General features: G+C 38.2%; 21 protein-coding genes and 1 pseudogene. 12 read left to right on the top strand and 10 right to left on the bottom strand.

Annotation, left to right across the window (positions count from 1 at the left end):
- Positions 1-27: 27 nt before the first annotated feature.
- Complete coding sequence (locus tag ACP6PM_RS00110) at positions 28-261, bottom strand: ribbon-helix-helix domain-containing protein (RefSeq protein ID WP_426580702.1); 234 nt, start codon at positions 259-261, stop codon at positions 28-30.
- Between the two features lie 95 nt (positions 262-356).
- Positions 357-917 (bottom strand): annotated as a pseudogene (locus tag ACP6PM_RS00105) (Uma2 family endonuclease).
- 110 nt (positions 918-1,027) lie between these two features.
- Between ACP6PM_RS00105 and ACP6PM_RS00100 the strand changes: the two are divergent.
- The 5 genes from ACP6PM_RS00100 to rlmN all read left to right on the top strand — a co-directional run bounded on the left by ACP6PM_RS00100 (position 1,028) and on the right by rlmN (position 4,501).
- Entirely contained in the window at positions 1,028-1,306 is a 279-nt protein-coding gene (locus ACP6PM_RS00100; protein WP_426580700.1) for a hypothetical protein, read from the top strand.
- Positions 1,303-1,722 carry a type II toxin-antitoxin system VapC family toxin gene (locus ACP6PM_RS00095; protein ID WP_426580698.1) on the top strand — a complete coding sequence of 140 codons (420 nt, stop codon included), beginning with the start codon at positions 1,303-1,305 and terminating at the stop codon, positions 1,720-1,722. The genes ACP6PM_RS00100 and ACP6PM_RS00095 overlap by 4 nt, the downstream gene beginning before the upstream one ends.
- Positions 1,723-1,940: 218 nt before the next feature.
- Entirely contained in the window at positions 1,941-2,546 is a 606-nt protein-coding gene (locus ACP6PM_RS00090; protein ID WP_426580696.1) for a hypothetical protein, read from the top strand.
- 14 nt (positions 2,547-2,560) lie between these two features.
- Positions 2,561-3,004 carry a hypothetical protein gene (locus ACP6PM_RS00085; RefSeq protein WP_426580694.1) on the top strand — a complete coding sequence of 148 codons (444 nt, stop codon included), beginning with the start codon at positions 2,561-2,563 and terminating at the stop codon, positions 3,002-3,004.
- A gap of 450 nt (positions 3,005-3,454) precedes the next feature.
- Positions 3,455-4,501, top strand: coding sequence for a dual-specificity RNA methyltransferase RlmN (rlmN, locus tag ACP6PM_RS00080; protein ID WP_426580692.1), 1,047 nt, complete (start codon positions 3,455-3,457; stop codon positions 4,499-4,501).
- 394 nt (positions 4,502-4,895) lie between these two features.
- Here rlmN and ACP6PM_RS00075 read toward each other — a convergent pair whose 3' ends face one another.
- The 5 genes from ACP6PM_RS00075 to ACP6PM_RS00055 all read right to left on the bottom strand — a co-directional run bounded on the left by ACP6PM_RS00075 (position 4,896) and on the right by ACP6PM_RS00055 (position 11,374).
- Complete coding sequence (locus tag ACP6PM_RS00075) at positions 4,896-6,383, bottom strand: linear amide C-N hydrolase (RefSeq protein WP_426580690.1); 1,488 nt, start codon at positions 6,381-6,383, stop codon at positions 4,896-4,898.
- 571 nt (positions 6,384-6,954) lie between these two features.
- Positions 6,955-7,794 (bottom strand): lysophospholipid acyltransferase family protein, encoded by an 840-nt coding sequence (locus ACP6PM_RS00070; RefSeq protein ID WP_426580688.1) that lies wholly within the window; start codon positions 7,792-7,794, stop codon positions 6,955-6,957.
- 1,041 nt (positions 7,795-8,835) lie between these two features.
- Complete coding sequence (locus ACP6PM_RS00065) at positions 8,836-9,339, bottom strand: hypothetical protein (RefSeq protein WP_426580686.1); 504 nt, start codon at positions 9,337-9,339, stop codon at positions 8,836-8,838.
- A gap of 448 nt (positions 9,340-9,787) precedes the next feature.
- Entirely contained in the window at positions 9,788-10,930 is a 1,143-nt protein-coding gene (gene dprA, locus ACP6PM_RS00060) for a DNA-processing protein DprA (protein WP_426580684.1), read from the bottom strand.
- 288 nt (positions 10,931-11,218) lie between these two features.
- Positions 11,219-11,374: a hypothetical protein gene (locus ACP6PM_RS00055; protein WP_426580682.1), complete on the bottom strand. Its 156-nt coding sequence runs from the start codon at positions 11,372-11,374 to the stop codon at positions 11,219-11,221.
- A gap of 413 nt (positions 11,375-11,787) precedes the next feature.
- Between ACP6PM_RS00055 and ACP6PM_RS00050 the strand changes: the two genes are divergently transcribed.
- Complete coding sequence (locus tag ACP6PM_RS00050; protein WP_426580680.1) at positions 11,788-12,849, top strand: vWA domain-containing protein; 1,062 nt, start codon at positions 11,788-11,790, stop codon at positions 12,847-12,849.
- A 361-nt stretch (positions 12,850-13,210) separates the two neighbouring features.
- On the opposite strand, the gene ACP6PM_RS00045 is transcribed toward ACP6PM_RS00050, so the two are convergent.
- Positions 13,211-13,627 (bottom strand): mannose-binding lectin, encoded by a 417-nt coding sequence (locus ACP6PM_RS00045; RefSeq protein WP_426580678.1) that lies wholly within the window; start codon positions 13,625-13,627, stop codon positions 13,211-13,213.
- Positions 13,628-14,545: 918 nt separating this feature from the next.
- On the opposite strand from ACP6PM_RS00045, the gene ACP6PM_RS00040 reads away from it, so the two are divergent.
- From ACP6PM_RS00040 to ACP6PM_RS00025, 4 genes are all read left to right on the top strand, one after another.
- Positions 14,546-16,453 (top strand): GTPase family protein, encoded by a 1,908-nt coding sequence (locus ACP6PM_RS00040; protein WP_426580676.1) that lies wholly within the window; start codon positions 14,546-14,548, stop codon positions 16,451-16,453.
- Positions 16,454-16,917: 464 nt separating this feature from the next.
- Complete coding sequence (locus ACP6PM_RS00035; RefSeq protein ID WP_426580674.1) at positions 16,918-17,517, top strand: Uma2 family endonuclease; 600 nt, start codon at positions 16,918-16,920, stop codon at positions 17,515-17,517.
- A gap of 112 nt (positions 17,518-17,629) precedes the next feature.
- Positions 17,630-18,085 carry a hypothetical protein gene (locus ACP6PM_RS00030; RefSeq protein ID WP_426580672.1) on the top strand — a complete coding sequence of 152 codons (456 nt, stop codon included), beginning with the start codon at positions 17,630-17,632 and terminating at the stop codon, positions 18,083-18,085.
- Positions 18,086-18,524: 439 nt separating this feature from the next.
- Positions 18,525-20,609 (top strand): FAD-dependent oxidoreductase, encoded by a 2,085-nt coding sequence (locus tag ACP6PM_RS00025; protein WP_426580670.1) that lies wholly within the window; start codon positions 18,525-18,527, stop codon positions 20,607-20,609.
- Positions 20,610-20,850: 241 nt separating this feature from the next.
- Here the strand turns inward: ACP6PM_RS00025 and ACP6PM_RS00020 are convergent, their stop codons facing one another.
- Positions 20,851-21,648, bottom strand: coding sequence for a DUF4058 family protein (locus ACP6PM_RS00020; RefSeq protein ID WP_426580668.1), 798 nt, complete (start codon positions 21,646-21,648; stop codon positions 20,851-20,853).
- 88 nt (positions 21,649-21,736) lie between these two features.
- Positions 21,737-21,919: a hypothetical protein gene (locus ACP6PM_RS00015; protein WP_426580666.1), complete on the bottom strand. Its 183-nt coding sequence runs from the start codon at positions 21,917-21,919 to the stop codon at positions 21,737-21,739.
- Positions 21,920-22,115: 196 nt separating this feature from the next.
- On the opposite strand from ACP6PM_RS00015, the gene ACP6PM_RS00010 reads away from it, so the two are divergent.
- The gene (locus ACP6PM_RS00010; RefSeq protein ID WP_426580664.1) at positions 22,116-23,531 is read left to right on the top strand and encodes an AAA family ATPase; all 1,416 of its coding nucleotides are present in this window, start codon (positions 22,116-22,118) and stop codon (positions 23,529-23,531) included.
- Positions 23,524-24,542 (top strand): tetratricopeptide repeat protein (locus tag ACP6PM_RS00005; protein ID WP_426580662.1); only part of this gene is annotated, 1,019 nt, incomplete at its 3' end. The genes ACP6PM_RS00010 and ACP6PM_RS00005, both read left to right, overlap by 8 nt.

Below are 24,542 nucleotides of genomic sequence, written 5' to 3'. Positions count from 1 at the left end.
TCGCGTAGCGAAACACACCCTACTAAACTATGCTTTAAATCTATTCAAAATCTCCATTATTACCACTTCACCATCTAATCCTTCTCCTCTATCTAATTCTGCAAAATCAGCATCAATCTTTTCCCCTGTTTCTTCTATCCATTGTTGATATTCTAACAACTTCAGAGCTTTATCAATTGCCTCTTCAAAAGTTACAAATTTTTCACTATTAACCTGTACTTCAATAAACTTTTCCTGTTCGGGAGTAGGCTTAATATTCATAAAAAAACTTCAATAAATTACTAATCCGAAATTTCATCAACAAGCAAGTAAGACACAGATTTTGCCACGGATACACAGATTGAATAAGAAGTAACTTATCCTAAAATTTCATCGGCAGTTAAATTAATATCATCAAAAGCTTTAACAGTTAAATTATCTCCCCGAAAAAACTGCTGTATATTCTGATAAATATTCCCTTTAGGTTGTCGATAAACTTCCACTAATTGTTGATTAATATCTATCAACCAAACCTCAGAAATTCCATTTTTAGCATACAAAGGCATCTTAATTTATCGGTCATACTTAATACTTGAATCTGCAACTTCTACCAATAATAATATATCTTCTGGTTGAGGATATTTACCTTCATAAAAATCATCACGCTCTTGTAATAAAGATAAATCTGGTTGTAATTCATTCTGATTATTTAACCGTATTGGATTTTGAATGTGAATAATTGCCCTCTCAAGAAAATGCCGAAAAAATAATTTTGCAATGCGATTAACACAAGCAGCATGACGCAAACCAATAGGTGACATTTTAACAATTTCTCCTGCTATTAATTCTACTCTGTCATCTTCGTTAAGAATACCTGCTTCAGCCATTTGATGATATTCTTCAACAGTAAATTGTCGCCGTTGTAATTCTACAGACATAATCACCTCATTTAGAGATATATTTTTATCAATTATTTTCTCATTATAACAAAAATACTGTATCATATCATTAGGTCTAATATTATGTTCCGAAAAAAAAGTCAATAAATATGCAAGCATACAAACTCAAAGCCAAAATTGATAATTCAGGTAATTTAGTTATTAACGAACCTATTAATCTGTCACCAGGAGAGGTAGAAGTAATTATTTTACAACCAGTTGCAGCACCAGAGAATATTACTGAAACACAACCACAAACCCCAAAACACCAACATTTACCAGCAGTAAAATCTCTCACAGAATTATTAGCAACTGCTCCACCAGTCCCCCCAGACTTTGACCCCGATGTTGCCAAATGGGAATATTTAAAGGAAAAACATAATCTATGAAAATACTTTTAGATACCAATATTATTGTAGATGCTGCTCTTGAACGTCAGCCTTATGTTGATGCCAGCAGAGAAATTTTATTGCTAGTTGAACAAGGGCAAATTGAAGGTTATATTTCTGCCTCAACGTTTAGCGATATCTATTATATTGTTGGTAAAGGAAGAAGCAAAGAATGGGCAAAAAACTATTTAACATGGTTGCTTACATACTGTAAAATTGCTACTGTTAATCAGGAAATAATAGAAACTGCACTAAATTATAATTTTAGCGACTTGGAAGATGCTATTCAATACAGTACCGCTTTGATTAATCAATTAGATGCTATTGTTACTAGAAATACTCAGGATTTTCCGGTTGTTAATCCCCGAATTATTCCTCCTAATTTGTTGATTCAAGAGTTAAATGATTCAGTGTAAAATTAAAGTAATTTTGTGGAGAAGAAACCTAACCCCCCAACCCCAGAACTATCCCCCCCTTACCCCCCTTTGAAAGGGGGGAGGAGGAGGGAGGGGGGAGAATAGTCGCCCCTCTCCTTGCAGGAGAGGGGTTGGGGGAGAGGTCTTAATTTATGAAATTTACCTACAAAATCAATCTAGACGCCTTACTATAAAGTCGATTATCTGGAAGTTATTCTATGTCTTACAGTCAGTTTAACACCATTAGCAGCGTTAAAACAGCTTTTAATCTAAAAGTAGTTGAAGGCGATCGCTTTTTGCCAGAAGTAGAAGCGATCGCTCCTTCCCCTACCCTCTCTGACTATCTTCAAGAAACCTTACCTATTGTCGCTACATCTGGCAGTGAAAAAGCACGTTCGGAAGGTATTATTTACCCAGTACTTTTAGAAGTAAGACGACAGTTAGATCGAAAAGTTAGTCTATTTTCTGGAGAAAAATTTAAAGTTGATAAGTCAGTAGGTTTAAATGGGAAGTGCGATTTTTTGCTAACTCGCTCAACACAAGTTCTAGAAATTGAAGCTCCAGCAGTTGTGGTAGTAGAAGCGAAGAAGACCGATCTGAAAACAGGGTTTGGTCAATGTATGGCAGAGATGGTTGCTGCTCAACGGTTTAATGAAATGCAAAATTCTCCTATTCCCAAAATTTATGGTAGTGTTAGTAATGGGATTCAATGGCAGTTTATGCAGCTAGTTGAATCAGTTTTAACCATAGACCTCAATGTATATTTATTGCCACCGGTAGATCGAATTTTGGGCGATCTAGTCTGGATGACTGGAGAAAATTAAATGGAGAAAAAAATATGGAAACTCAATTAACTTCGGCTGAAATTAAGGAAAAATTACAGTTATTGCAAGACTATAACCCCGCACAAGAAGCACTAGCAATCTTACAAAAAAACAACGGCAAACTTGACACTACCTTTGATGAACTTTGGCATGAAAAAAATTCCCTATCAGAAAAAGGCCCCTTTATTTCTAATGGTAAATCTTTCTGGAAAGTTACCCTTGAGGTACTCCGTCAAGAGCTTTGTGGTGATGAAGGTTTTCGTGCCCAATTTAAAGAATATAGCAAAAATCCAGGCAGCGCTCCCTTATTAACAGGATTAATAGTTTCTATGGTGACAATTTCAGGGTTGCCTATCGATCCGGCGATCGCTACTATCATTGTTTTATACATTCTCAAAATTGGACTCAATATTTTTTGCGAATACACTGCAACAGCAAATGATTCTAATAATATGTAATACTAAATTTGTTAAAAATATGAAAAGTTATATCCCCCCAACCCCCCTTTGTAAGGCAAGGGTTCTATCATAACTTTATTAAAATATCGTGTCTGGTGAGTCATTATCAGGACTTAGGCAAAATTCTCTGTTAATACACAAATTATTTATAACAATATCTTGATCGCCAATGATACCAATTTGAAAAAAGAATGTTACAAATATAGCAGTTCTTTAATCTATGAGGTACACTTTTAGATTGCCCCCTGTCCCTTAAAAAGGCGGGATTCTTCAAAGTCCTCCTTTTTAAGGGGGATTTAGGGGGATCGTAAATGTACCTAATAACTATGGGAATTGCTATAGTTTCAAATTTTAGATGTGAAATAATTTCCTGAAATTACTATACCCTCAAAGTTTTGAGACTATAAAATCTTACTTTTGACTTTTAACTTTTAACTTCGGTGAAACAGTATGACTCAATCTTTAATTACTCCAACTCAAACTCCTCTCCTCGGTTTATCCTTAGCTGAATTAACAGAGTGGGTGCAACAACAAGGGCAACCTGCTTATCGAGGTAAACAACTATATCAATGGATTTATCAAAAAGGGGCTAGGTCTCTTGCAGATATCACTGTATTTTCCAAACAATGGCGTGAGGAAATAGCTGATTTTCCTATTGGTCGCTCTGTAATACATCATCGCTCTGTTGCTCCAGATGGCACAGTTAAATATTTGCTACAACTATCAGATGGCAACATCATTGAAACTGTTGGTATTCCTAGCTATAAACGCTTAACTGTTTGTGTCTCGTCTCAGGTTGGTTGCCCAATGGCGTGTGATTTTTGCGCTACTGGTAAGGGTGGTTTTACCCGTAACCTAGAAGCATACGAAATTATCGACCAGGTACTAACGGTGCAAGAAGATTTTGAGCGACGGGTTAGTCATATTGTGTTTATGGGAATGGGGGAACCTCTGCTGAATACTAAAAATGTGTTAGCTGCAGTTAGGTCTCTGAATCAAGATGTGGGTATTGGGCAACGTTCCATAACTATCTCAACTGTAGGAATTCGCGATCGCATCCGACAATTAGCTCAACACAAATTGCAAGTTACTCTTGCTATTAGTCTTCATGCTTCTAATCAAAGATTGCGGGAACATTTAGTTCCGAGTGCTAAATCCTATCCTTTAAAAGATTTGATAGCAGAATGTCGTGAATATGTCAAGGTCACAAAACGCAGAATTAGCTTTGAATATATTTTGTTAGCAGGTTTTAATGACTTGCCAGACCATGCTAGAGAATTAGCGAAAAATCTGCGCGGTTATCAGTGTCATGTTAATTTAATTCCCTATAACCCTATTAGTGAAGTTGATTATCAACGACCTACTGAGGAACAGATAAAAAGTTTTGTTAATGCTCTGGAGGACCAAAATATTGCAGTTAGCGTTCGTTATTCCCGTGGTTTAGAAGCTGATGCAGCTTGTGGGCAGTTACGGGCGTCGCGAGTCGGTTATAGCTGAAGTTCAGAGGTCATAGAATTCCTGGGTAATTAGTTATCTTATCGCTGTCTCTGTCACAACTCAGGAGTCAGGAGAAAAAAAGGATTTGAATAGGATGAATTTTTAAGTTCCTATTTAATAGAATATCCATATTACAGCGCTTTTCAGATTGATTAACCACGTCATCATAACCAAAACTTTGTAGGGGCGAATGGCCATTTCGCTGCGCGACATGAAACGCCCCTACTACTGTAGTCTACCTAAACGAAAACCCTACTCTACTTGGCAAAATGTTTCTGAGGATTTTCCAAGAGAATTTTCATTTTATCGAGGGGTGACAAGGTAGCTAAAAGCTAGGGGGCGAAAGTCGCCCCCTTAGCCAAGTTACAAGATTGAGAATTCCACTAGACTATTACTAATTTGTTTGACATTCAGGCGCTGTCGTATTTATGGTGCAGATATTCCAGTCGAATGGTATTTTGTCCTTGAACTGATCTGACACATTGCCTACCAAAACCACATGATCAAGGCCTTTGTTCTTACCACTCCCCAGATCGATCTTACTGCTTTCAAGAACCTTCGCTTTTTTCTCTGGATCTATTGTTGATTCTTGCAGGTCTTTCATACTAGCCCAGATAACATTCGGACTCCTGGTGTATTCAAAATAGTAGCTTAAATCATCTTCGTCTTGGTTTGAAACAGTCCGCCATTGGGTAGTGCCAAGTCTGGCAATAATAGCCGGCAAGTCAGCGGGATTACTGAGGTCAGGAGTAATAGCCAAACCAATGGGATCAGAGGCGTTGCGGACGATGCCAAGCACTCCAGCTAACTCATTCCTTCGAGCTTCGTCATCAGATAAGGGAGCGGCAGCCTTCGGAGAAGTATCATAAATCGGAGCACCAGAAGGCGGAGGAGTAGAATCTAAAGGCTTACCGCACTGCTGTATAATCATAGATGCAATCTTCTCCTGATTCGGTTCCTCCATTTTATCCAAGTAATATTTAGCCCGAACAAACCGATCTGAGGCATTGGTGCTGCCTGGCAGAAACCCTACAGGAGGCACAGGTATAGATTGACTCAAACCAGCTAACCCTTCACACAAAATCTGAGGTTTGTATAAGTTATACCAATAGGTATTGATGGCACGCTGTTCCTCAAAGATTGGGTCATTCGTCAGCACATCGTAATCTTTGTTTTGATGGACTACTAGTTTACCTTCAACGTATTCTAAGATGGCTGAATTCCCAGTTTTATCTGAGAGCGCCATGTGAAGTGAAAGATTGAAATCATTAGATAAGGGTATATCGCCGATCACACCAGCATCTTTGAGCTGACCAAGGTTCGCTGTGACAATATGGAGGGGTGTATCTTTGACTCCTGTGGGGCATGTTGTTGCCTTGCCTAGTTCTTTCTTGGAGGAGGGTATATTTTTTGTCAGGCACGCAACTGTCTCATCAACATTTTTATAATTATCAAGGACATATTGACCCCAGCCTCCAAGGGAGATATTTTTCTTATTTCCTCCAGGCTGACCGTAGTTCGTGCTTGCCAAAACGAGGAGATTGACAACGAGACCTTGATCGTTTATACCGTCAACCATGGCGAGGTCATAGCTGGCGTTAACGATACTGTCATACTTTGATTTCCATTCGACTGAGTTGTCACCAGCCTTACCATTACGCTGTATGCCTTTTTCAAAGAACCAGAGTTTAGTATCAGGGAACTCAAACCAGTCCATACTACGCCCAGTAATTGGTTTACTATCAATAGTTTGTTGGTAGAGTAACCGGGTACAGGCCTGAGCGGATGGAACTACTCCCATGGACAGGATGGCAATAAGTACAACAAATATAGTTGCTAGCTTCTTGATCGTCAAATTATGCTTCTGCATCATTTTCATCATTTAGTTTAATACCTCCAACATTTTTTTTACTCCTGAACGATGAGTATATAAGGGTTGCAGCCTATTAGCCTTAATTTTTTCAATTCTTTACCCAGTGCTAAAAAGCTACTCTATTAGGGCATATCCTTGGCAGGAAACAAGAGGCAGGCGCAGAAATTATTACTCGGCCATAGCTCTTGGGAGGGTTGTTTCATTGGGTGCTGCACACCCCTTTAGGTCCCCTCCTGGAAGTGGATAGGGGAAGGTTACACTCCGCTCCACGTCCATTTTTATATTTAATGTCTCGGATTACCCACCCATGACAAAAATACCATAGCTTATGTCTTCCCGCTTCAATCAATCAAAAAGTTTTCTTTCCTAGAGGGGCGATCCCACTCCGACAATGATAATGCCAGGGTAGTTGACATCCTCCCTGGCCTAAAGGCATGAGTATTCAAATATTTCAGTACCTTAAGAGTAGTTTGACAAATTTCACTACGTTGTTATTGGAGATAATTATGGTACAATACTGCTTTCTAACGTAAATTGTAAACTAGGTCAAAACTCCCCAACTCCCCCACTTCCCTACTCCCTACGAAGTCGATAATATTAATTTGTCTAATTCTTGCTGCATTTGGGTGAGGACTTTTTGATAACAAGCATCAACATAAGCGCGATCGCTAGCTGCCTTACGTCCATAACGTTCAAATACAATGGGAGGACAAACCCTGGTATGGATCTGTACTGGAAAGGGGAAATTAGGCAAAGGCCCAATAGCTAATCCCCAAGGCCAACCTATATATATAGGAAATACTTCTGGGTCAACATTAAATAACCAAGGCATTCCCCACTCATGGAGTTGTTTTACTTGTTCATAAAAATCTGCCAGTATGATTAAAGTATCATGGGCACCATTAGAAATCATCGGTACAATAGGAACTTCTTCACGCAAAGCTAACTTAATAAAGCCTTTTCGTCCGGCAAAATAGATTTTATCTCGCATAGAATAGGGACGAAAAACATCAGGACCCCCACCAGGATAAACAGCTACAGAAGCATTTCTTTCAAAGGCGGCGATCGCCATTTTTGGATGTGCTCTAACCGCTCCACATTGTACTGCTAAGGGTGTACTGGGGAAAGCTGACCAGGCATTTTGGTGCATTAGTCCATAAACCAAACGTTCTGGACCAAACCTCTTAAACCAGTCATACATACACATATGCATATCTGGAGCTGGTAAACCGCCATTATGAGAGCCAACTATCAGAATTTTCTCATCAGGAATATGATGCCAACCATCTGTTTGGACGCGAAAGTAATAGCGATAAAACCATTCCCACAATGGCATCATTGACTTAATTATTTCTGGGTCACGGTCATCTAATGACCAACCGTCATAAGGTTTACGGATATTTTGTTGATTAGCAGTCATTTCAGTTATCAGTTATTAGTTATCAGTTAACCTCCAGGGGAGGAACTGTTTTTTTCATGTCTCATATTGAAACAGTAGCTCCAGTAATAGGGAGGCCAAAAAATCCGAAATTTCCTTTTTTATCCCCTTGAAAGGGAAGGTTTTGAGACCTTATTAATAATAAGTGATAAAAAAAGTTTTTGTTTGTAGTAGGGCTTTAGCCCATTATACCAAGCGTGATAAATGTTTGTTACAAATGGTAGAAGTAAGGAAGAAGAAAGAAGGCTTTAGTTATCTAGGAGATAAGGCTTTAGTTATCTAGGAGATAAGGCTTTAGTTATCTAGGAGAGAAGGGATAAATATTTAATAAAAAGGGGAAAATGATAGAGATAGCTATCTAAAATGAATTGGAGCAGCCATTTTTCAGCATATCCGAGCGAGATGTAGATTTTTGTAGCATTCTTTTTTAAAAGTGATATTAAATATCTATCTTAGGGCTTTAGCCCTACTACGAGCTTTGATTATAACTATTTAAGAGACTGTTTGTAAAATAAGTATTAAGAGAACATGCGAGTGACTAAAATCTAAAAGCGGTAATACTTCAAGAGATTGAAATTTGGTAGGTAGAGAAGTATTCAGTACATATATTCCTAGATTTTTAAGCGACAAATATTTGTCTTGATTTCTTCCTCCTTATTCCCTATTCCCTATTCCCTATTCCCTGTTCCCTGTTCCCTGTTCCCTGTTCCCTGTTCCCTATCTCCTTTTTATATTTCCTTTACAAACAATCTCTAACTGAATATGATATGATTTATTGGTCAGCACTTGTATTTATTTTCCGTTGGTATTTATGATCGTATTAATTATAGCGGATTAAAATTATTTGACATTAAATGCTGGTGAATAGTTCTCGAAAAAAGTAGCTATGAAATACAAAAAATTGTGCTACTTACGAATCTCCCAATCTACCCATCTCCCAATCTCCCAATCTCCCCATCGTCCTATCAGTCTTTGGTGGTAAACATTAAAGTATTTTATATAACTTTGTGTGGCTAATATTTACTATTTAATGGAGGGAAATGGAAATTGTTTTGGTATATTAAAAAAACTTCTACCGAATCTAGATTGAATTTCTACATGACAGTTTAATGGAGCAGTTTCAAAGTCACAAAAATAAGCTGCAATTGGTTTTTTTTGACGGGGTTGGCATATTTGTAAATTATAACCATATTCTCTGGCTACGCTGCCAAAATGATTGATAAATTTATAAATATCCATATATTCTTGCCTTTGCCAAGTTAATTGATTTACTACTAAAATTACCCATGTATCATCGGGATTAATAAACCAAGTTTGAAGAAGTTCACCACCAAAGAAATCTTGAGTTAACCACAGACTAGGAATGCTTGGTTTAGTTTGAGATAGAGGAGGTTGAGGTAGTTCAGAAATTGAACTTCTCGGACAGGTGGGAAAAATAACTTCAGGTTTAGCAATTGCAGGTCGAAGGAAGAAGGAGAAAGAAAGAAGGAAGAAGGGAAAATATAGTAATAATTTTAGATTTAACATATTAAGAAAGAAACTAGGAGTCAGGAGTCAGGAGTTAGGAGTTAGGAGTTAAGAGTTAGGGGAATTATAGAGGAGGTAGCAGTCATTTCAGTTATCAGTTATCAGTACCTCTAGGTGAACCATTGGGATTGAAATACTGAAGTTTATTTTTTTCATCCTCTTGAAAGGGGAGGCTATTGACCTGATTTTTGGGTCAGAATTGTCCCTTGATTTTTCTACCCAAAAAGCCACTTGCCTTGAGAAGGAATTAAGAATAGTAAATATCTCGGATAAATTATATTAAATCCAGTAGTATTAGTTGAAAAACCATAGAAACCGGGTTTATATTAAATGCCCCACCATACTAACATATACCTTCCATAAACCCGGTTTCTTATAACACTTTTATTGCAGGAGGATTTGATATTAACTAATAGCTGGGAGCTGGGAGCTATTTGCTTACTAATTATTAATTCTTTTGATAATGCATTCCTGGTAATTGAGTTACTAATCCTAATAATTCTAATTGTAGGAGAGAACTCGAAACTTCCCCTGATGATAAACCTGTTTTTTGAATAATTAAATCTAACAGAATAGGTTCACTAGAAATATGTTGAAAAATCTCAGCTAACATGGGTTCTAAATCTGGCATAGAAGTTTGTTTTTTATCCTCAAATAAAGATAACTGTTCCGAAGATTCTCCCACATCAATATCTAAAGGTGGCATTGCTCCTAACATTTCTAATAATCTATCAATAGTAATCGGAATTACCTCTGCACCTTTATTGATTAACTGTAAACAACCATAAGATTTTTCGTCATCTAAACGAGCGGGTAAAACATAAACATCTCGACAAAATTCATTTGCCATATCTGCTGTAATTAAAGCACCAGATTTTTGCGGAGCTTCCATTATTAAAACTGCTCTACTTAATCCCGCAATAATTCTATTACGTTGTGGAAAATGTTTAGAATTTGGTTTAGTTCCCGCCGGATATTCACTAACAGCTAATCCCTGTTTAACGACTTGTTCAGCTAAACTTTTATTTTCCCTAGGATAAACCATATCAACCCCATTTCCAAACACAGCAATAGTCCTACCACCTACTTCTAGACAAGCACTATGAGCTTCCGTGTCAATTCCTGCTGCTAATCCCGAAACAATTGTAAACCCACTTTTTGCTAAAATTGAACTTATTTTCCGAGTCCAACGACGACCATATTCCGAAGGGTGTCTGGTACCAACTATTCCTACTGTGGGAGTAATACCTAGTATTTCTTCGGAGTCTACTATACCTCGATAATATAGCAGAGGCGGAGGTGTAGGAATTTCTTGCAGGAGACGGGGATAGTCTGGGTCTGCTGGTGTCCAAAAATTAGGATTTTTCTCAATGTGTTGTTTGAGGAGTTCTTCTGGGTTGATACGCGATCGCTCTTCGACTATTTTCTCTACTTTGTGACGGCCAAATCCTGATATATGGCCTAATTCTGCCGGAGTTGCTGTCCAAGCTATAGCTAGGGTGTCGAATTGTTGTTTGAGTTTTTGTAGGGCAATTGGACCTATACCGCTAATTTTTGCCCATGCTAACCAATAGGCACGTTCTTCTGTCAATTATTTTGTCCTCTTGAGCAATTATTGATTTTAAAATTATTGTAGGTTGGGTTGAGGGATGAAACCCAACAAACCTTTGCTAGTGTTTGATATTTTTATTTGACTTTCCATGTAATACCAAATTCAAAAAAGAGAGTTACAATAAAATGGTGACAAAAGTGTTAGTAAATTTGCTGCTAACGTAGAGGAATAAATAAAATTATCAGTTTCGGAAAAAACAATTCATCTAAGTTATAAAACTATTTTTAGTCAATTAAAAAACGGTTTAACCCTCAGAAAAAATAAATATTATAAATTCTTACCTCCTGACTCCTGACTCCTGACTCCTAAGAAAAAAGTCACTGTAGCAATATTTGATGAAATTGGTATAATACCAATTTGAAAAATAGCTGCTATAAAAAAATCTATACCTGGCAAGGATTTATAGTTTCTCATTTGTAACATTATTTTATTGAGTTGGTATAAGGGAGCAAGATGCTCCCACTGTTCCCTTGACCAAAATAATTACAATAGACCACTATTACAATGCTCCACCACCGAGGTTTTTAGCTAATGAACCACACGGTCAAAACCACAACCCTTGTAGAGACGTTCCATGGAACGTCCCTACTAAAATGAAAACTGCTGTAATGTTCAATTAACTTAGGGTTTGGAGACCAAACCCCTACGGTTAATTTTTTTTCTGTATTCTATTGACGTTTTATTCAACATTGGCTAAACTATATATATAGGAAGTAAAAAAAGGTTTCAAAACAAAATAATTTATCTGATAACTGAAATGACTGGTGGCAGCTAATTTATAGGCTGAAACCGAGGAATTTTTTGTAGAATTTTTGTCAAAAATCGGAGAAAAAAATATGACTAATAATATAGAAGTAGTTTTCAGTTTTGACACGACTGGCAGTATGTATCCCTGTCTAACTCAGGTACGTCGAAAAATTAAAAGTACAGTAACTCGATTAATATCAGAAATTCCCGGTATTCGGATTGGAATAATTGCTCATGGAGATTATTGCGATCGCGGCTCTACTTATGTGACTAAACATTTAGAATTATCTCAAGATATAGATAGTATTTGTAATTTTGTAGAAAAGGTAGAAAGAACAGGTGGAGGAGATGCGCCGGAATGTTATGAATTAGTATTACATGAAGCTCAATCTTTGAATTGGACGACTGGGGCGACTAAATCTTTAGTATTAATTGGAGATGATATTCCTCACCCACCAGCTCAAAATCCCCAAAGGTTAAATTGGCGAGAAGAGCTGAATAAATTATCAGATATGGCAATAGCAGTATATGGAGTTCAAGCATTAAACCGTCGTCATGCCACAAAATTTTATCATGAATTGGCAGAAAAATCTGGTGGTTTTCATGTAGATTTAGATCAATTTGCTTATATTAACGATTTATTTTTAGCAGTTTGTTATCAACAATATTCCGATGAACAATTGCAAAATTATGAACAGGAAGTTATTGAAAATAAGCGGATGAGTCGTGGTTTAAGTAAGATTTTTAATACTATGTTAAACCGGGAAGAAACGACTGTTTATGAGTCCGCAGATTTACGAGCAGTTGTGCCGGGAAGGTTCCAAGTTTTAGAGGTAGATGAGAATAAACCGATTAAAAGTTTTGTGGAAGAAAATGGTTTAACTTTTAATAAAGGGCGTGGTTTTTATGAATTTACAAAGACAGAAACTATTCAGGGAAAAAAGGAAATTATTTTAATGGATCGGGCAACGGGAGATATGTTTGAAGGAGAAGCTGCACGGGAAATGTTGGGTTTGCCTCATGGTGCGACGGTGCGAATAAAACCTAATAATTTGGAGAAATATGTGGTATTTGTGCAGAGTACCTCAGTGAATCGTAAATTGATTGGTGAAACTCGTTTTTTGTATGAGGTGGAAGATTGGAGTCGGTAGGATAATTTAGAATTTAGAATTTAGAATTCAGAATTTAGAAGTTATATCAAATCTCAAAATGTTGGAATGGTAGGGGCGGGTTCCGCGTTAAATTAATGGTGTTACCAATTATTCAGATGAACTCGCCCCCGCCCCTATACGAATTCAGAAGTTATATCATTTTCGGTAAAACACTTATAATTAGGCTTGTAGTTGGGCTTTAGCCCTATACTATATTGTGGAGGGCTAAAGCTCAACTACAAACAAGGGTAGTTCTGTAGATGTAGTGATATTTATAAATAAATCCCTTTCACTATCAGAAACAAAACTACAAAAATCACTACTTGTACACCACTACCTAGAAATGATAATAATCTCAGAATTATTCGTATTCTAAAACTCCGTCAATATTAGCAATGTGATCGTCTAAATTAATCTCTGTTGCTTCATAAGTATAGCCATCACGTTTTTCACATTTAGCATTGATTACATATTCGCGGTTACTGAGTAACTGTCCTAGATAGATCTCTTTACAAGTTCGGGAAAACAAATGATCCCCCCAAGATAATGTACCATCTAAGTTCCCGATGTAATAATCTAGGTTAATAGTAGTATTTTCATACCCACCATTAATTTTTCGGCAGTCTGCTGAGAGTGATGAACCATTGAGTTCTATGTCTGCACAAGTTTGACTAAAATTTCCTGTTGCCATAGCTCGATCGACAACAAGATTAAAGGAAATAACACAAGCAAATAAAAATACCAAGGTAACTTTTAGGAGGAAGTTAAGCTTTTTCATATTGAATTAATCTCAATTGTAAGGTTTGCGAATAAGATGATTATGAAAGATTTTTTACCTTTTTTTAAGATATAGATATCTTAAATCTAGTTAGAGAGAAACTTCTGAAAACTTCTGATTCAGCAACTTAACAGTTTTATTCTCAATAATTCGGTACTTCCTAATCAGCAATCTGATTGTAGTGTACATAGTTGTCTTGAACTATCAATTAACTTTATGTTTTTTTTGTAATTAACAAAAATTTAAAATTTATTGGTTGACAAGATTGTATAATTTTACCTTTAAATTCCTTCTTCTAGCACAAGGCGTACAGTTTCAATCTTTGGTATTACACGGCGTTGTAATGTGGTAGGAGTACCCTGCCTTGAATTCTCTGTTGCAACTAAGTAAAATCCCTATTAGTAGTTCTTGTAGTTAGTGGCGTGTCTAGACTAAAATTGTGGGTTAAGAGCGAGCAACGAGCGAAGACCTCTCCCCCAATCCGTCTCCTGCGAGGAGAGGGGATAAATCACCCCAAAGCTAGTAGGGAACGGGGTTGGGGGGTTAGGTTTTTTAACCCACATTTTCAAGCTTGACACGCTAGTAGTAGACTGACACAGCAAATTTTGTGCATTAGAAAATGGGGGGATGGGGTGATGGGGAGATGGGGAGATGGGGTGCGAGACGAAAAAAGCTAATGCACTATTTTAGGTGTGTCGGTCCAGTAGGGTGCGTTACATTTCATTAACGCACCGCCTATCCAAGGTCATACATATCACAATGGTAAAATAAAAAAAATGGCAGATTTGTCGGTCTACTACCGGACTGTTCAACGGTGCGTTACGGCGCAATAATATTTGACAGCTCAACCGTAGTTTCTAGTAAGCGCCTAACGCACCCTACCGGATTTATTATATAGACAAACTTAATATATACAATATGGTACAACTAAAAAAATGGCAGTTAGCAATACTCGCTATTCCCCCGCTTGCTGTAGTCACCTTCCTAATGATATCCGCTGGCAGACAAATCAATAGTTGGGGTATCAACTGGATCTGGGGAATATTCGCCCTTGTCTTTGTGGGGTGGCGTTGGTTGCTGGTGAAATGGACTCGACCTACAGTTGCACAAATGGAAGAGGTAATAGCAGAAGTTAACAAACAAATTCCCACTACAGAAAACACGACAACCCCACCCATAAAAAACGAAACTACCAAACAACTAGAAACAACCCTCCAAGAAATTCTCAAGTCATGTCGTAACGACCCCCCATTCTGGGAAGACTGGCAAATATTCTGGCAGCGTTGCCAAGAGGTGGTAGTTGCTGTTGCTAATGCTTACCATCCGGAAGTCAAATATCCTCTTCTTAATATTTACATCCCTCAAGCTTACGGTTTAATTCGAGGTACTGTTGATGACGTAGACAGATGGATGCAAAAATTATCCCCGACTCTGAATCAAATAACTGTCGGTCAAGCATATCGGGGATATGAAATTTACCGTAAGTTAGAACCCCAAGCTCGGAAACTTTTCCAAGTTTGGGGTTGGGCGCAATGGTTATTTAACCCCGTCGCAGCAGCAGCTAAAGTCGCTAGTCGCCGTTACAGCGAACAAGCAAACCAGGAATTGTTGGTAAATTTTAGTCAAATATTGCGGGAAGTGGCGTTGCGAAATTTGTCTCGACAGGCGATCGCTCTTTATGGAGGTAGCAATTTAGAATTTTCTGAGTCTGCTATTCCGACTCCGACTCTCCCAAAAGCAGAGACTCAAACCCTGGAAGAAATTCTCGCACAAGCTCAACCTGCGGAAACTGTGGAGCAAAAACCAGTTAATATTTTGTTAGTGGGGCGCACGGGAGCAGGCAAAAGTAGTTTGATTAATACTCTATTTCAAGCAGACCGCGCCGAAGTGGATGTTTTGCCGAGTACAGATGAAATTAAAAATTATCAGTGGCAAACGGAAATAGGAGAAATTCTCAACCTTTGGGATACCCCTGGTTACGAACAAGCTAACCGCACTGACCTGCGAAAATTAGTGCTTGACTATGCTCAAACTGCTGATTTATTGTTGTTAGTTACCCCTGCTCTTGACCCCGCGCTACAAATGGATGTAGATTTTCTCCAAGACATGAAAAGGGAAATTACAGATTTGCCTGCTATTGTGATGATGACCCAAGTTGACCGTTTACGTCCGATGCGGGAATGGCAACCACCTTATGAATGGGTGTGGGGGGAACGCGCGAAGGAAAAATCTATTCGGGAGGCGACTCAATATCGGGCAGAAATATTGGGAGATTTTTGTAATCAAGTTTTACCTGTTGTGACGGCGGATATTAAAAGTAATAGAAATGCTTGGAATGTTGATGCCATATCATTATCTCTAGTAGAAGCTATTGCTCCTGCTAAACAATTACGTCTAGCTCGGTTTTTGCGCGATCGCGAAGCTCGTTCGGTAGCAGCAGCTAAAATTATAGATCGTTATACTTTTCAAATGGCGACTACCCAGGGGTTAACTGCTTTATTGAAAAGTCCGGTCTTGCAATTCATTTCTACTCTCACAACAGGTTCGCCAACTTTAGCATATTTGCTAGCAGAAAAAATTCCTGTAGAAGAGTTGCCTGTAGTTATTGGTAAATTGCAGATGGCTTACGAGCTGTTTTCCCTATTGAGTGGGGATAGGAATTTAGGTAGTTTTGACCTGTTAGCATTGTGGCCTTTGTTATTAGAAAATCCTGCTTCACCAGACCGTAATGCTTGGGCATTTGGTCATGCTTTAGTTGAGTATTGGATGCAGAATTTAACTGTTGAACAATTGCGGGAAAGGTTCGATAATTATTTGAAAATCTAATATAATTATGCTCGTAGTTGGGCTTTAGCCCAATCCTAAGTATCCTATTACAAACAAAGAGTTTACTTAAGATTTAATATTAATTATTTTTCGGACTAAAGCCCTACTACAAACAAAAGTAATTATCCGAAATTGTTAGGGCTAAAGCCCTACTACAAACAAAGACTTTACTTGAGGTTTGATATTAACTATTGTTAGGACTAAAGCCCTACTACAAACAAAGAGTTTACTTGAGATTTAAGATTAATTATTTTTCGGACTAAAGCCCTACTACAAACAAAAGTAATTATTCGAAATTGTTAGGGCTAAAGCCCTACTACAAACAAAGAGTTTACTTGAGGTTTGATATTAACTATTGTTAGAGCTAAAGCCTTACTACAAACAAAAGTAATTATCGGAAATTATTAGGGCTAAAGCCCTACTACAAACAATAGTAATTATCCTAATATGATATTAGAAAAATTATGGTGATAACTAATTCATTTCAGACAATAGCAGTTAATATTCCCAAAGAAATTAACCTGAAAATTACTCACGAACAATTTGTTGAATTGGCACTTGTTAACCGAGATTTACAATTAGAAAGAACTGCCACAGGAGAATTAATTATTATGGCACCGACAGGAAGTGGTACGGGAAATCGTAACTCAAGTATTACAGGGCAACTTTGGTCATGGAACTATCAAACAAAGTTGGGGAAAACTTTTGATTCTTCTAGTGGTTTTCATCTGCCTAATGGTAGTAGTCGTTCCCCTGATGCTGCCTGGGTAAAACAGGAAAGATGGGATGCTTTAACTACCGAACAACAGGAAACTTTTGCGCCTTTATGTCCCGATTTTGTGGTAGAATTACGTTCTAAAAATGACACTATTTCTGAGTTACAAAAAAAGATGAAAGAGTATCAGTCAAATGGTGCAAGATTAGGTTGGTTAATTGATACTAAAAATAGGAAAGTAGAGATTTATCGGCAAGATCGGGAAGTAGAAATATTAGAAAATCCTAATAGTTTATCTGGGGAAAATGTGTTGCCTGGATTTATTTTAGATTTGACAGAAGTTTGGTAACGGTTTTTTATGGGAAGACTACAGTTTTGTCGATTTGAGCTATAATATATCCTAACTGCCAAGGCAGTTGCTGTATATACTTTTTTGAACCATTTATCGAAGGATGATTCCTATGAATTTTATTAAAGCTGGTAGGATAGAAAAAGGTTTAATAGGAGTAATAACTCTAGGGATGGGGATTATTATTGCTAGGCCCAGTCTTGCTAAAACTACTATTGGAGATTTACAACGCGATCGCAATGTGACTATTTCCGGGCAAGTGATAGAAATTTCGGGCGATGAATTTATGCTTGATGATGGTATAGGGCAAATTTTAGTCTATCTTGATGATGAGAAACTCACGAATTTATTAGTTGGAGAACAAATAACAGTAGTGGGAGAAGATGAGGATGATGATTTTGATGGTATATCTATTACCCGCCAAGATGGAAGTTTAATTAATTTTCGGTTAGCTTCAGATGATGATGACGATGATGACGATGATGACGATGACGATGACGATGATGATGACGATGATGACGATGATGACGATGACGATGATGACTACGATGATGATGATGATAACTAAGACGTTATAAAAATCATCAGGGCGGTGAGGACATTCTCAGACCTTTCAAATTATCAATATATGAAGTAGAGCTACAACTTTCAAAAGTTGGTTATAGTGCAATGTAATATTTGACAGTTCAACCGTAGTAGCGCGTCAAGCTTGAAAATGTGGGTAAAAAAAACCTAACCCCCCAACCCCCTTCCCTGCAAGGGAAGGGGGGGATTTATCCCCTCTCCTCGCAGGAGAGGGGTTGGGGGAGAGGTCTTCTAGGTTGCTTGCTCCTAAAGCACAATTTTAGTCTAGACACGCCAGTAGTTTGTAGTAAGCGCCTAACACCCTACAAACTTTTGTCCCCCCCTTTCAAAGGGGGGTTAGGGGGGATCGAAAACATAGATATAAAAGCAAACGTTCTGATAAAATATTATCTAATCCCTGAAAATCCTAAAACCAAATCCTTATGAGCAACGGTATTCTAGACGATCGCTTTTTCACCAGACCGACCGACGGTCAAATTCTCTCATTCCCCATATTAATAGTGGGGGGTTCGACTGCAGCATATTCGGCAAGCTTGGGCGCGCTTAAAACAGGGGCAAATGTTTGTCTTGTTCAACCAAAACAATTATTAGGCGGACAATTTACCGCCCAAGCATTACCTGCTTCCGACGACCCTCAACTAGACAAGCAATTTAATCCAGGGGAAATATATGGAGATAAGGTAGACCGAGACAAATATGCTTTCTCCAAGACTCAATGGCAATTTCGCGAACGTAGTCGGGAACTCCAACCAGTTAATGGTAACAAAATTGATAACCCTGGTGGGGGTTGGGTAAGTAATTTTGCCACAACAACAATAGTTATGGCACAAGCGCTGAATGAAGCTATCCAAGATTTTCTCAACGATGGCAAATTAACCCTCATTCCCTTTGCCGAACCTGTGGAAATTTTGTTTAGTCAGTCTGCTGATGAACGGCGAAAAGTAACGGGTGTTGTTTTTCAGGATGTGCAAAATAATCAACGTTTTACTGTCAACGCTCAAATTACTATTGAAGCGACAGACTTGGGCGACTTGTTAGAATTGGGAAATATTGAGTCGCGAGTCGGACAAGAATCAAAAAATGATACGGGTGAACCACTGCTCCCCGAACAACCTTTTCCCGAATGTCAACAGTCAATCACTTTTTGTGCTGTCGTGGAAAAAACTGCTCAAGGTGGAGGTGTTCCCATCGGTCAACCAGAAGGTTATGGCGTCGAACCTTGGTTACAGACAGATAAATTTACCAGCAGTTATCAAGGGCGGGCATTTTTTGAGCGGTTTGCCATTTTTACTTATCGACGAATAAGACGTTTCAAGGAGGGTTACATTCCAACAACCAGTAATGGCGATGTGACTATCCTGAATTATGAGTCGAATGATTATATACTGGGTCTGCTAACGGGGGTGAGTCGGAGCGATCGCCAAAAACATATTCAGGAAGCGCGGGAATATACTCAAGCTTACATCCATTATTTACAGTCGCAAACACTGAAAACCAACAACTGGCCATTAATAGGTGAGGTAGGGGAGTTAAAACCACGGGGCGATCTAACTTGGACGAATGATGGTATTGCACTCGAACCTTATATCCGGGAGTCAAGACGAGGGATAGCATTAACAACTATTGTTTACCGAGATGCTGCCCAACAATATTATGGCGAGCAAGCACGGGCGCGAACTTTTGATGATAGCGTTGGTATTGGTCATTATGCGTTGTTTGATATTCATCCCACCGATAACCCCAACCATCTGATTTTTAATAGTGAAGAGGAGATGAAATGTTTACCTTTTACTATTGCGTTAAAAGCAATGATACCTATTAATACAGATAACCTGATATTATCAGCGAAAAGTATTGGTACAACACATTTGAGTAATTCTGTATATCGGATGCACGCCGTTGAGTGGGCGATCGGGGAAGCAGGCGGTCATTTAGCTGCTTTTGCTCTGAATGAGGGAGTGGATGTGCGGACTATTGCGACGAATAAACGACTCATCTATAAATTTCAAGGTTTGTTAGCTAGTCATCAAATTCCTCTATTTTGGTATAATGATATTGCCCATGACGACCCAGACTTTGAGGCGATACAAATTCTCGCAACGGCAGGTTTTGTCAGGACAGAAAATTACAATCATTTATATTTTCTACCAGAGGGAACAGTAAACCGAGCAGTTGTTTCGGTGGCGGTAGTCAATGTGATGGGTTTTGAGTGGCTTAACCCTGAGTTTCCCACTTTTACTGATGTACCGAAAGAGCATTTTGCTTTTCGTGCAGTTGAAACGATGGCAGCAAAAGGTATTGTTTCGGGAGTAGGGAATGGATATTTTGCTCCAAATTTGCGATGTACGCGGGAGCAGTTGGCATTTATTATCGGTAAAAGTGGAGATTTTGATGTGTATCAATTATTTGGTAATTCTGGTACACCTCTGGATAGTCAACCCTTGAAGCGACGGGAGTTATCTAGGATATTATATCTGGTGTTGCGATCGCAATACGGCATTGATTAAATTACTAGAAACCGGGTTTGTATTGTGTATTTCACAAAACCTAAATCTTGGAGATAAACCCGGTTTCTTTCTAAGGATAGTTATAATTAAAGTTTGTAGTAGGGCTTCAGCCCGAAGTATATATCGGGCTGAAGCCCTACTACAAACAAATACTTTTTTATAACTGATTATCCGGACATAATATAAGATAAAAAATTTAACTGTTTGAGAATTGGATAAAAGAATCGAAAGAATGCGATCGCTACTTTTCAAGAGTTTGTTGTTGCAACAAATTATTTGCCCAAGTTGCATCCTTTTCTGATAATTCTGGTACTGGTTTTTGAGAGTAATCTATTTTTAAATCGTAACGACCAACATCATAAATAGTAGTTAATAATTCTTGTAAATCTATAATTGGTTCCGTATCTTCTGGGCGTAATGGCAAAGGAAATTCAGGGATTTTATTTTGGATATTAAACGCATATAATTCTGCTCTTGGCCGTTGCTTTTTTCGACTAACTAAAATTCGATAATGAGTTTTATTTTTATCATTTGAAATAGGCATTCGTTGACCGCGACGCAGTAAATCTATTTCGATAAAATTAGTAAAACTATCTAAAACTTTTTCTCTTTTTTCTAGATACATTTCTCTACCTTTTCCACCTCTTTTATTGCTAGGAGATAATATTTCTAGAGCAGTTATAACTTCCTTAGTTGCTACTTCTTGAATTTCCAAATATCCTTCACGGATACTTATTGGTATTGGCAAAGTTACTGTTATAGGTTTTGTGGAAGGTTCTGTTACTGCAACTTGATATTCTGTAGAATTTGAGGTGTTAACTTGACCTTTTTTTGACAACACTGAAACATCAGGAAGACCAACCAGTACAGATTCTGCATCGTTAATTTCATACATTCTGACATCTAGAGAAACTGAATATTTATCGCCCAGTTGAGCAGATAATAAGTCAGCTATCCTGACAATGAGTCGATTATGTAATCCCGGCCATAAATCGGGATGTTCTAAATATGGGTCCATACCAGGGAATGGGGATGGCATAATTTTTTCTCCTTTTATCGTTATATCTTTACTGTAGGGGCAAACGGCCGTTTGCCCTTACATTATTACATTTCTATCAGACTTGATATTATTTCTTATTTCGATTTTTTAGCGCAACTAGCAAAACTGGACGTAATACCCAAAGCAAAAAGGCGACTGCGATAATAATCGCGGTTGGTGAACTTCCATGTTGTAATAGCGGATTTAGATCTATAGGTAAAATATTTGTGCTAGGTTGACTGGTACAAACTATATCTTCTTTAGCAAACATTTTTTTTGTCCTTAATTGTGCTTACTTTCGATTTAAACAGATAACTTTTGTACTTCAAGCAAAGTTTTGACTCACCCTAAAACAAAGTTTTAGCTCATTACTTCTGCCTTGAAAAAAAAGTGAGCTAAAACTGAAACTTAGCTGAAAAAGAAAATTTACTTTAGAAGATATAAATAGAAGATTTAAAAATATAAATATGGCTGTTACTCTCAGAGCTTCTCAAGAGGGGCTAGAAAAGATTGATAAAGCTAGAAGAAAGAAAGGTTGGACAAAAACGGAGGATTCTTGGTGGGGACTAGCAGTAACTTCAAAAGCAACTTTAAATCGTTTTTGGCAAAAAGCTCCTATCAGGCAAGATGCTTTTATTTCTATTTGTCAGACTATAGGAATTAATTGGGAAGAAATTGTGGACAATACTACTCCCTCACCTCAAAATTCTACTGTTGAATTTTTTGCTTATGATAATGTTTGGGTTGGTAGAGAAAACCTCACCACTGAATTAACTAAAAAAGTTAAAGAGTCTTGTCGCTTACTTATTCTTGTTGGTATTAGTGGTATTGGTAAGACTGCTTTAGCAGAAAAGTTGGCGGTGGAGCTACACCAAGAATTTTTGCAGGGAGACTGGAGCAAGTTTCGTCAGGAAAATTGTGATAACGAGCAGGAAACTAGAGATTTTCGTAGTGTTGCTCTCCGGTGGTTGAAAAAGTGGGGAGTGTCTCTGACTCAAGATGATTATCAAGATGTGGAAAGGTTACTCTATAAATTGGTTAATCGTTTGCGACAACATCGGTATCTGATAATTATTGATTCTCTGGAAAATATTTTGGTGGGAAATGAGGATGAGGGATGGAGTGATTTTCAGGATGAGTTGTGGGTGAGATTTTTTGAGCAATTTTTGGCTTCTACAGAATGTCAAAGTCGCATTATCTTGACTTCCCAAGATTTGCCTGGGCAAATTCCCGAACGTTATCAGAATTTCTGGGAGTCTCAACCTTTGACTGGTTTGAGCAAGTCGGAGCAGTTGCAGTTATTTGGGAAAACTGGGTTGGAGGTTGAGGAAAATTCTCCTAACCTACCCTATTTACAACGTATTGGTAATGCTTATGAGGGTCATCCTTTGGCGTTGCGGGTGATTGCCGGAGAAATTGGCAGCAAGCCTTTTGATGGTAATGTGGTAGCTTATTGGAAAAGGTATGGTAATGAATTTGAGGAGGTGGAAAAGGGTATTGAGGAGGCTAAAAGTAAGGGGATAACTGGTGCTGACGATCGGTTTCAGTTGGACAGATATACTCGTGTGTTGCGGAAAAAAGTCAAGTCGCGACTGGATAAGACTTTTTTCCGGTTGCGGAAAGACGCGCTTAATGCTTATCGGTTGATTTGTGCTACTGGAATATATAGATGCGAAGTGCCAGAGAGTTTTTGGTTAAGTCATTTGCAAGACTGGAGTTGTAGTAAGAATGAGCGGGAGGTGGCGCTGCTGACTTTGCGCGATCGCTTTTTGGTTGAGGAAGTGGGAGTTGATGAAAATGGTGAGTTTATGCTGAGACAACATAATTTAATTCGTAGCGTGTCGTTGGAAAATTTAAAGAGGTTGGATGGGGAAAATGGTTGATTTATCTAAGTCGGGGTCGAAACTTGAAAGCGATCGGGTAGGAAGAGTTAGTTTGCCTCCTGCTGATGTCTTGGAATTATTGGAGCTTGACGCAGATGCTCTGAAGTTAATTGAGCCACCTTCTAAGCGTCACCAATATCGGGCAGTTATTAATTGGGTGACTAACTACAAATGTCCGCAAGAAGTAAATGAGAAATTAGAGGTGGTGAAAGGCTATCTAGAAGCATTTTATCATCTTTGTGAAGTGGGAGACTGGGAACGAGCAAAGAAAATTCTTGATATTAAAGTACTGCCAGTTGATGAATATTTAGACACTCAACTAAGGAGTTGGGGTTACTATGAGGAATGTATTCAACTCTACGGTAGACTATTAGGTAAATTAGACAAAGGTTGGGATGGTATTTGTTTAAACCGTTTGGGTATTGCTTACTCTTTCCTAGGAGAATATCACAAAGCTATCGAGTATTTTCAGCAGAGTTTACAAATAGCCAGGGAAATAGGCGATCTTTCAACCGAAGGTAAGGCTTTGGGGAATTTGGGTAATGTTTACGATTCCCTAGGAGAATATCACAAAGCTATTGAGTATCATCAGCAGGATTTACAAATAGCCAGGGAAATAGGCAACCGTTCTGGGGAGGGTATTGCTTTGGGGAATTTGGGTAATGTTTACAATTCCCTAGGAGAATATCACAAAGCCATGGAGTATTATCAGCAGAGTTTACAAATAGCCAGGGAAATAGGCGATCTTTCAACCGAAGGTAAGGCTTTGGGAAGTTTGGGTCTTGCTTACTATTCCCTAGGAGAATATCACAAAGCCATAGAGTATCTTCAGCAGGATTTACAAATAGCCAGGGAAATAGGCAACCGTTCTGGGGAGGCTGCTGCTTTGGGGAGTTTGGGTAATGTTTACGATTCCCTAGGAGAATATCACAAAGCCATGGAGTATTATCAGCAGAGTTTACAAATAGCCAGGGAAATAGGCGATCTTTCAACCGAAGGTAAGGCTTTGGG

Origin of the sequence: Dapis brunnea BLCC-M229 (assembly GCF_050015995.1) — a bacterium.
In the GTDB taxonomy this organism is placed as follows: domain Bacteria; phylum Cyanobacteriota; class Cyanobacteriia; order Cyanobacteriales; family Microcoleaceae; genus Trichodesmium.
Note: the sequence above shows the minus strand (reverse complement) of the source record. Positions and strands in the feature narration are given on the sequence as shown.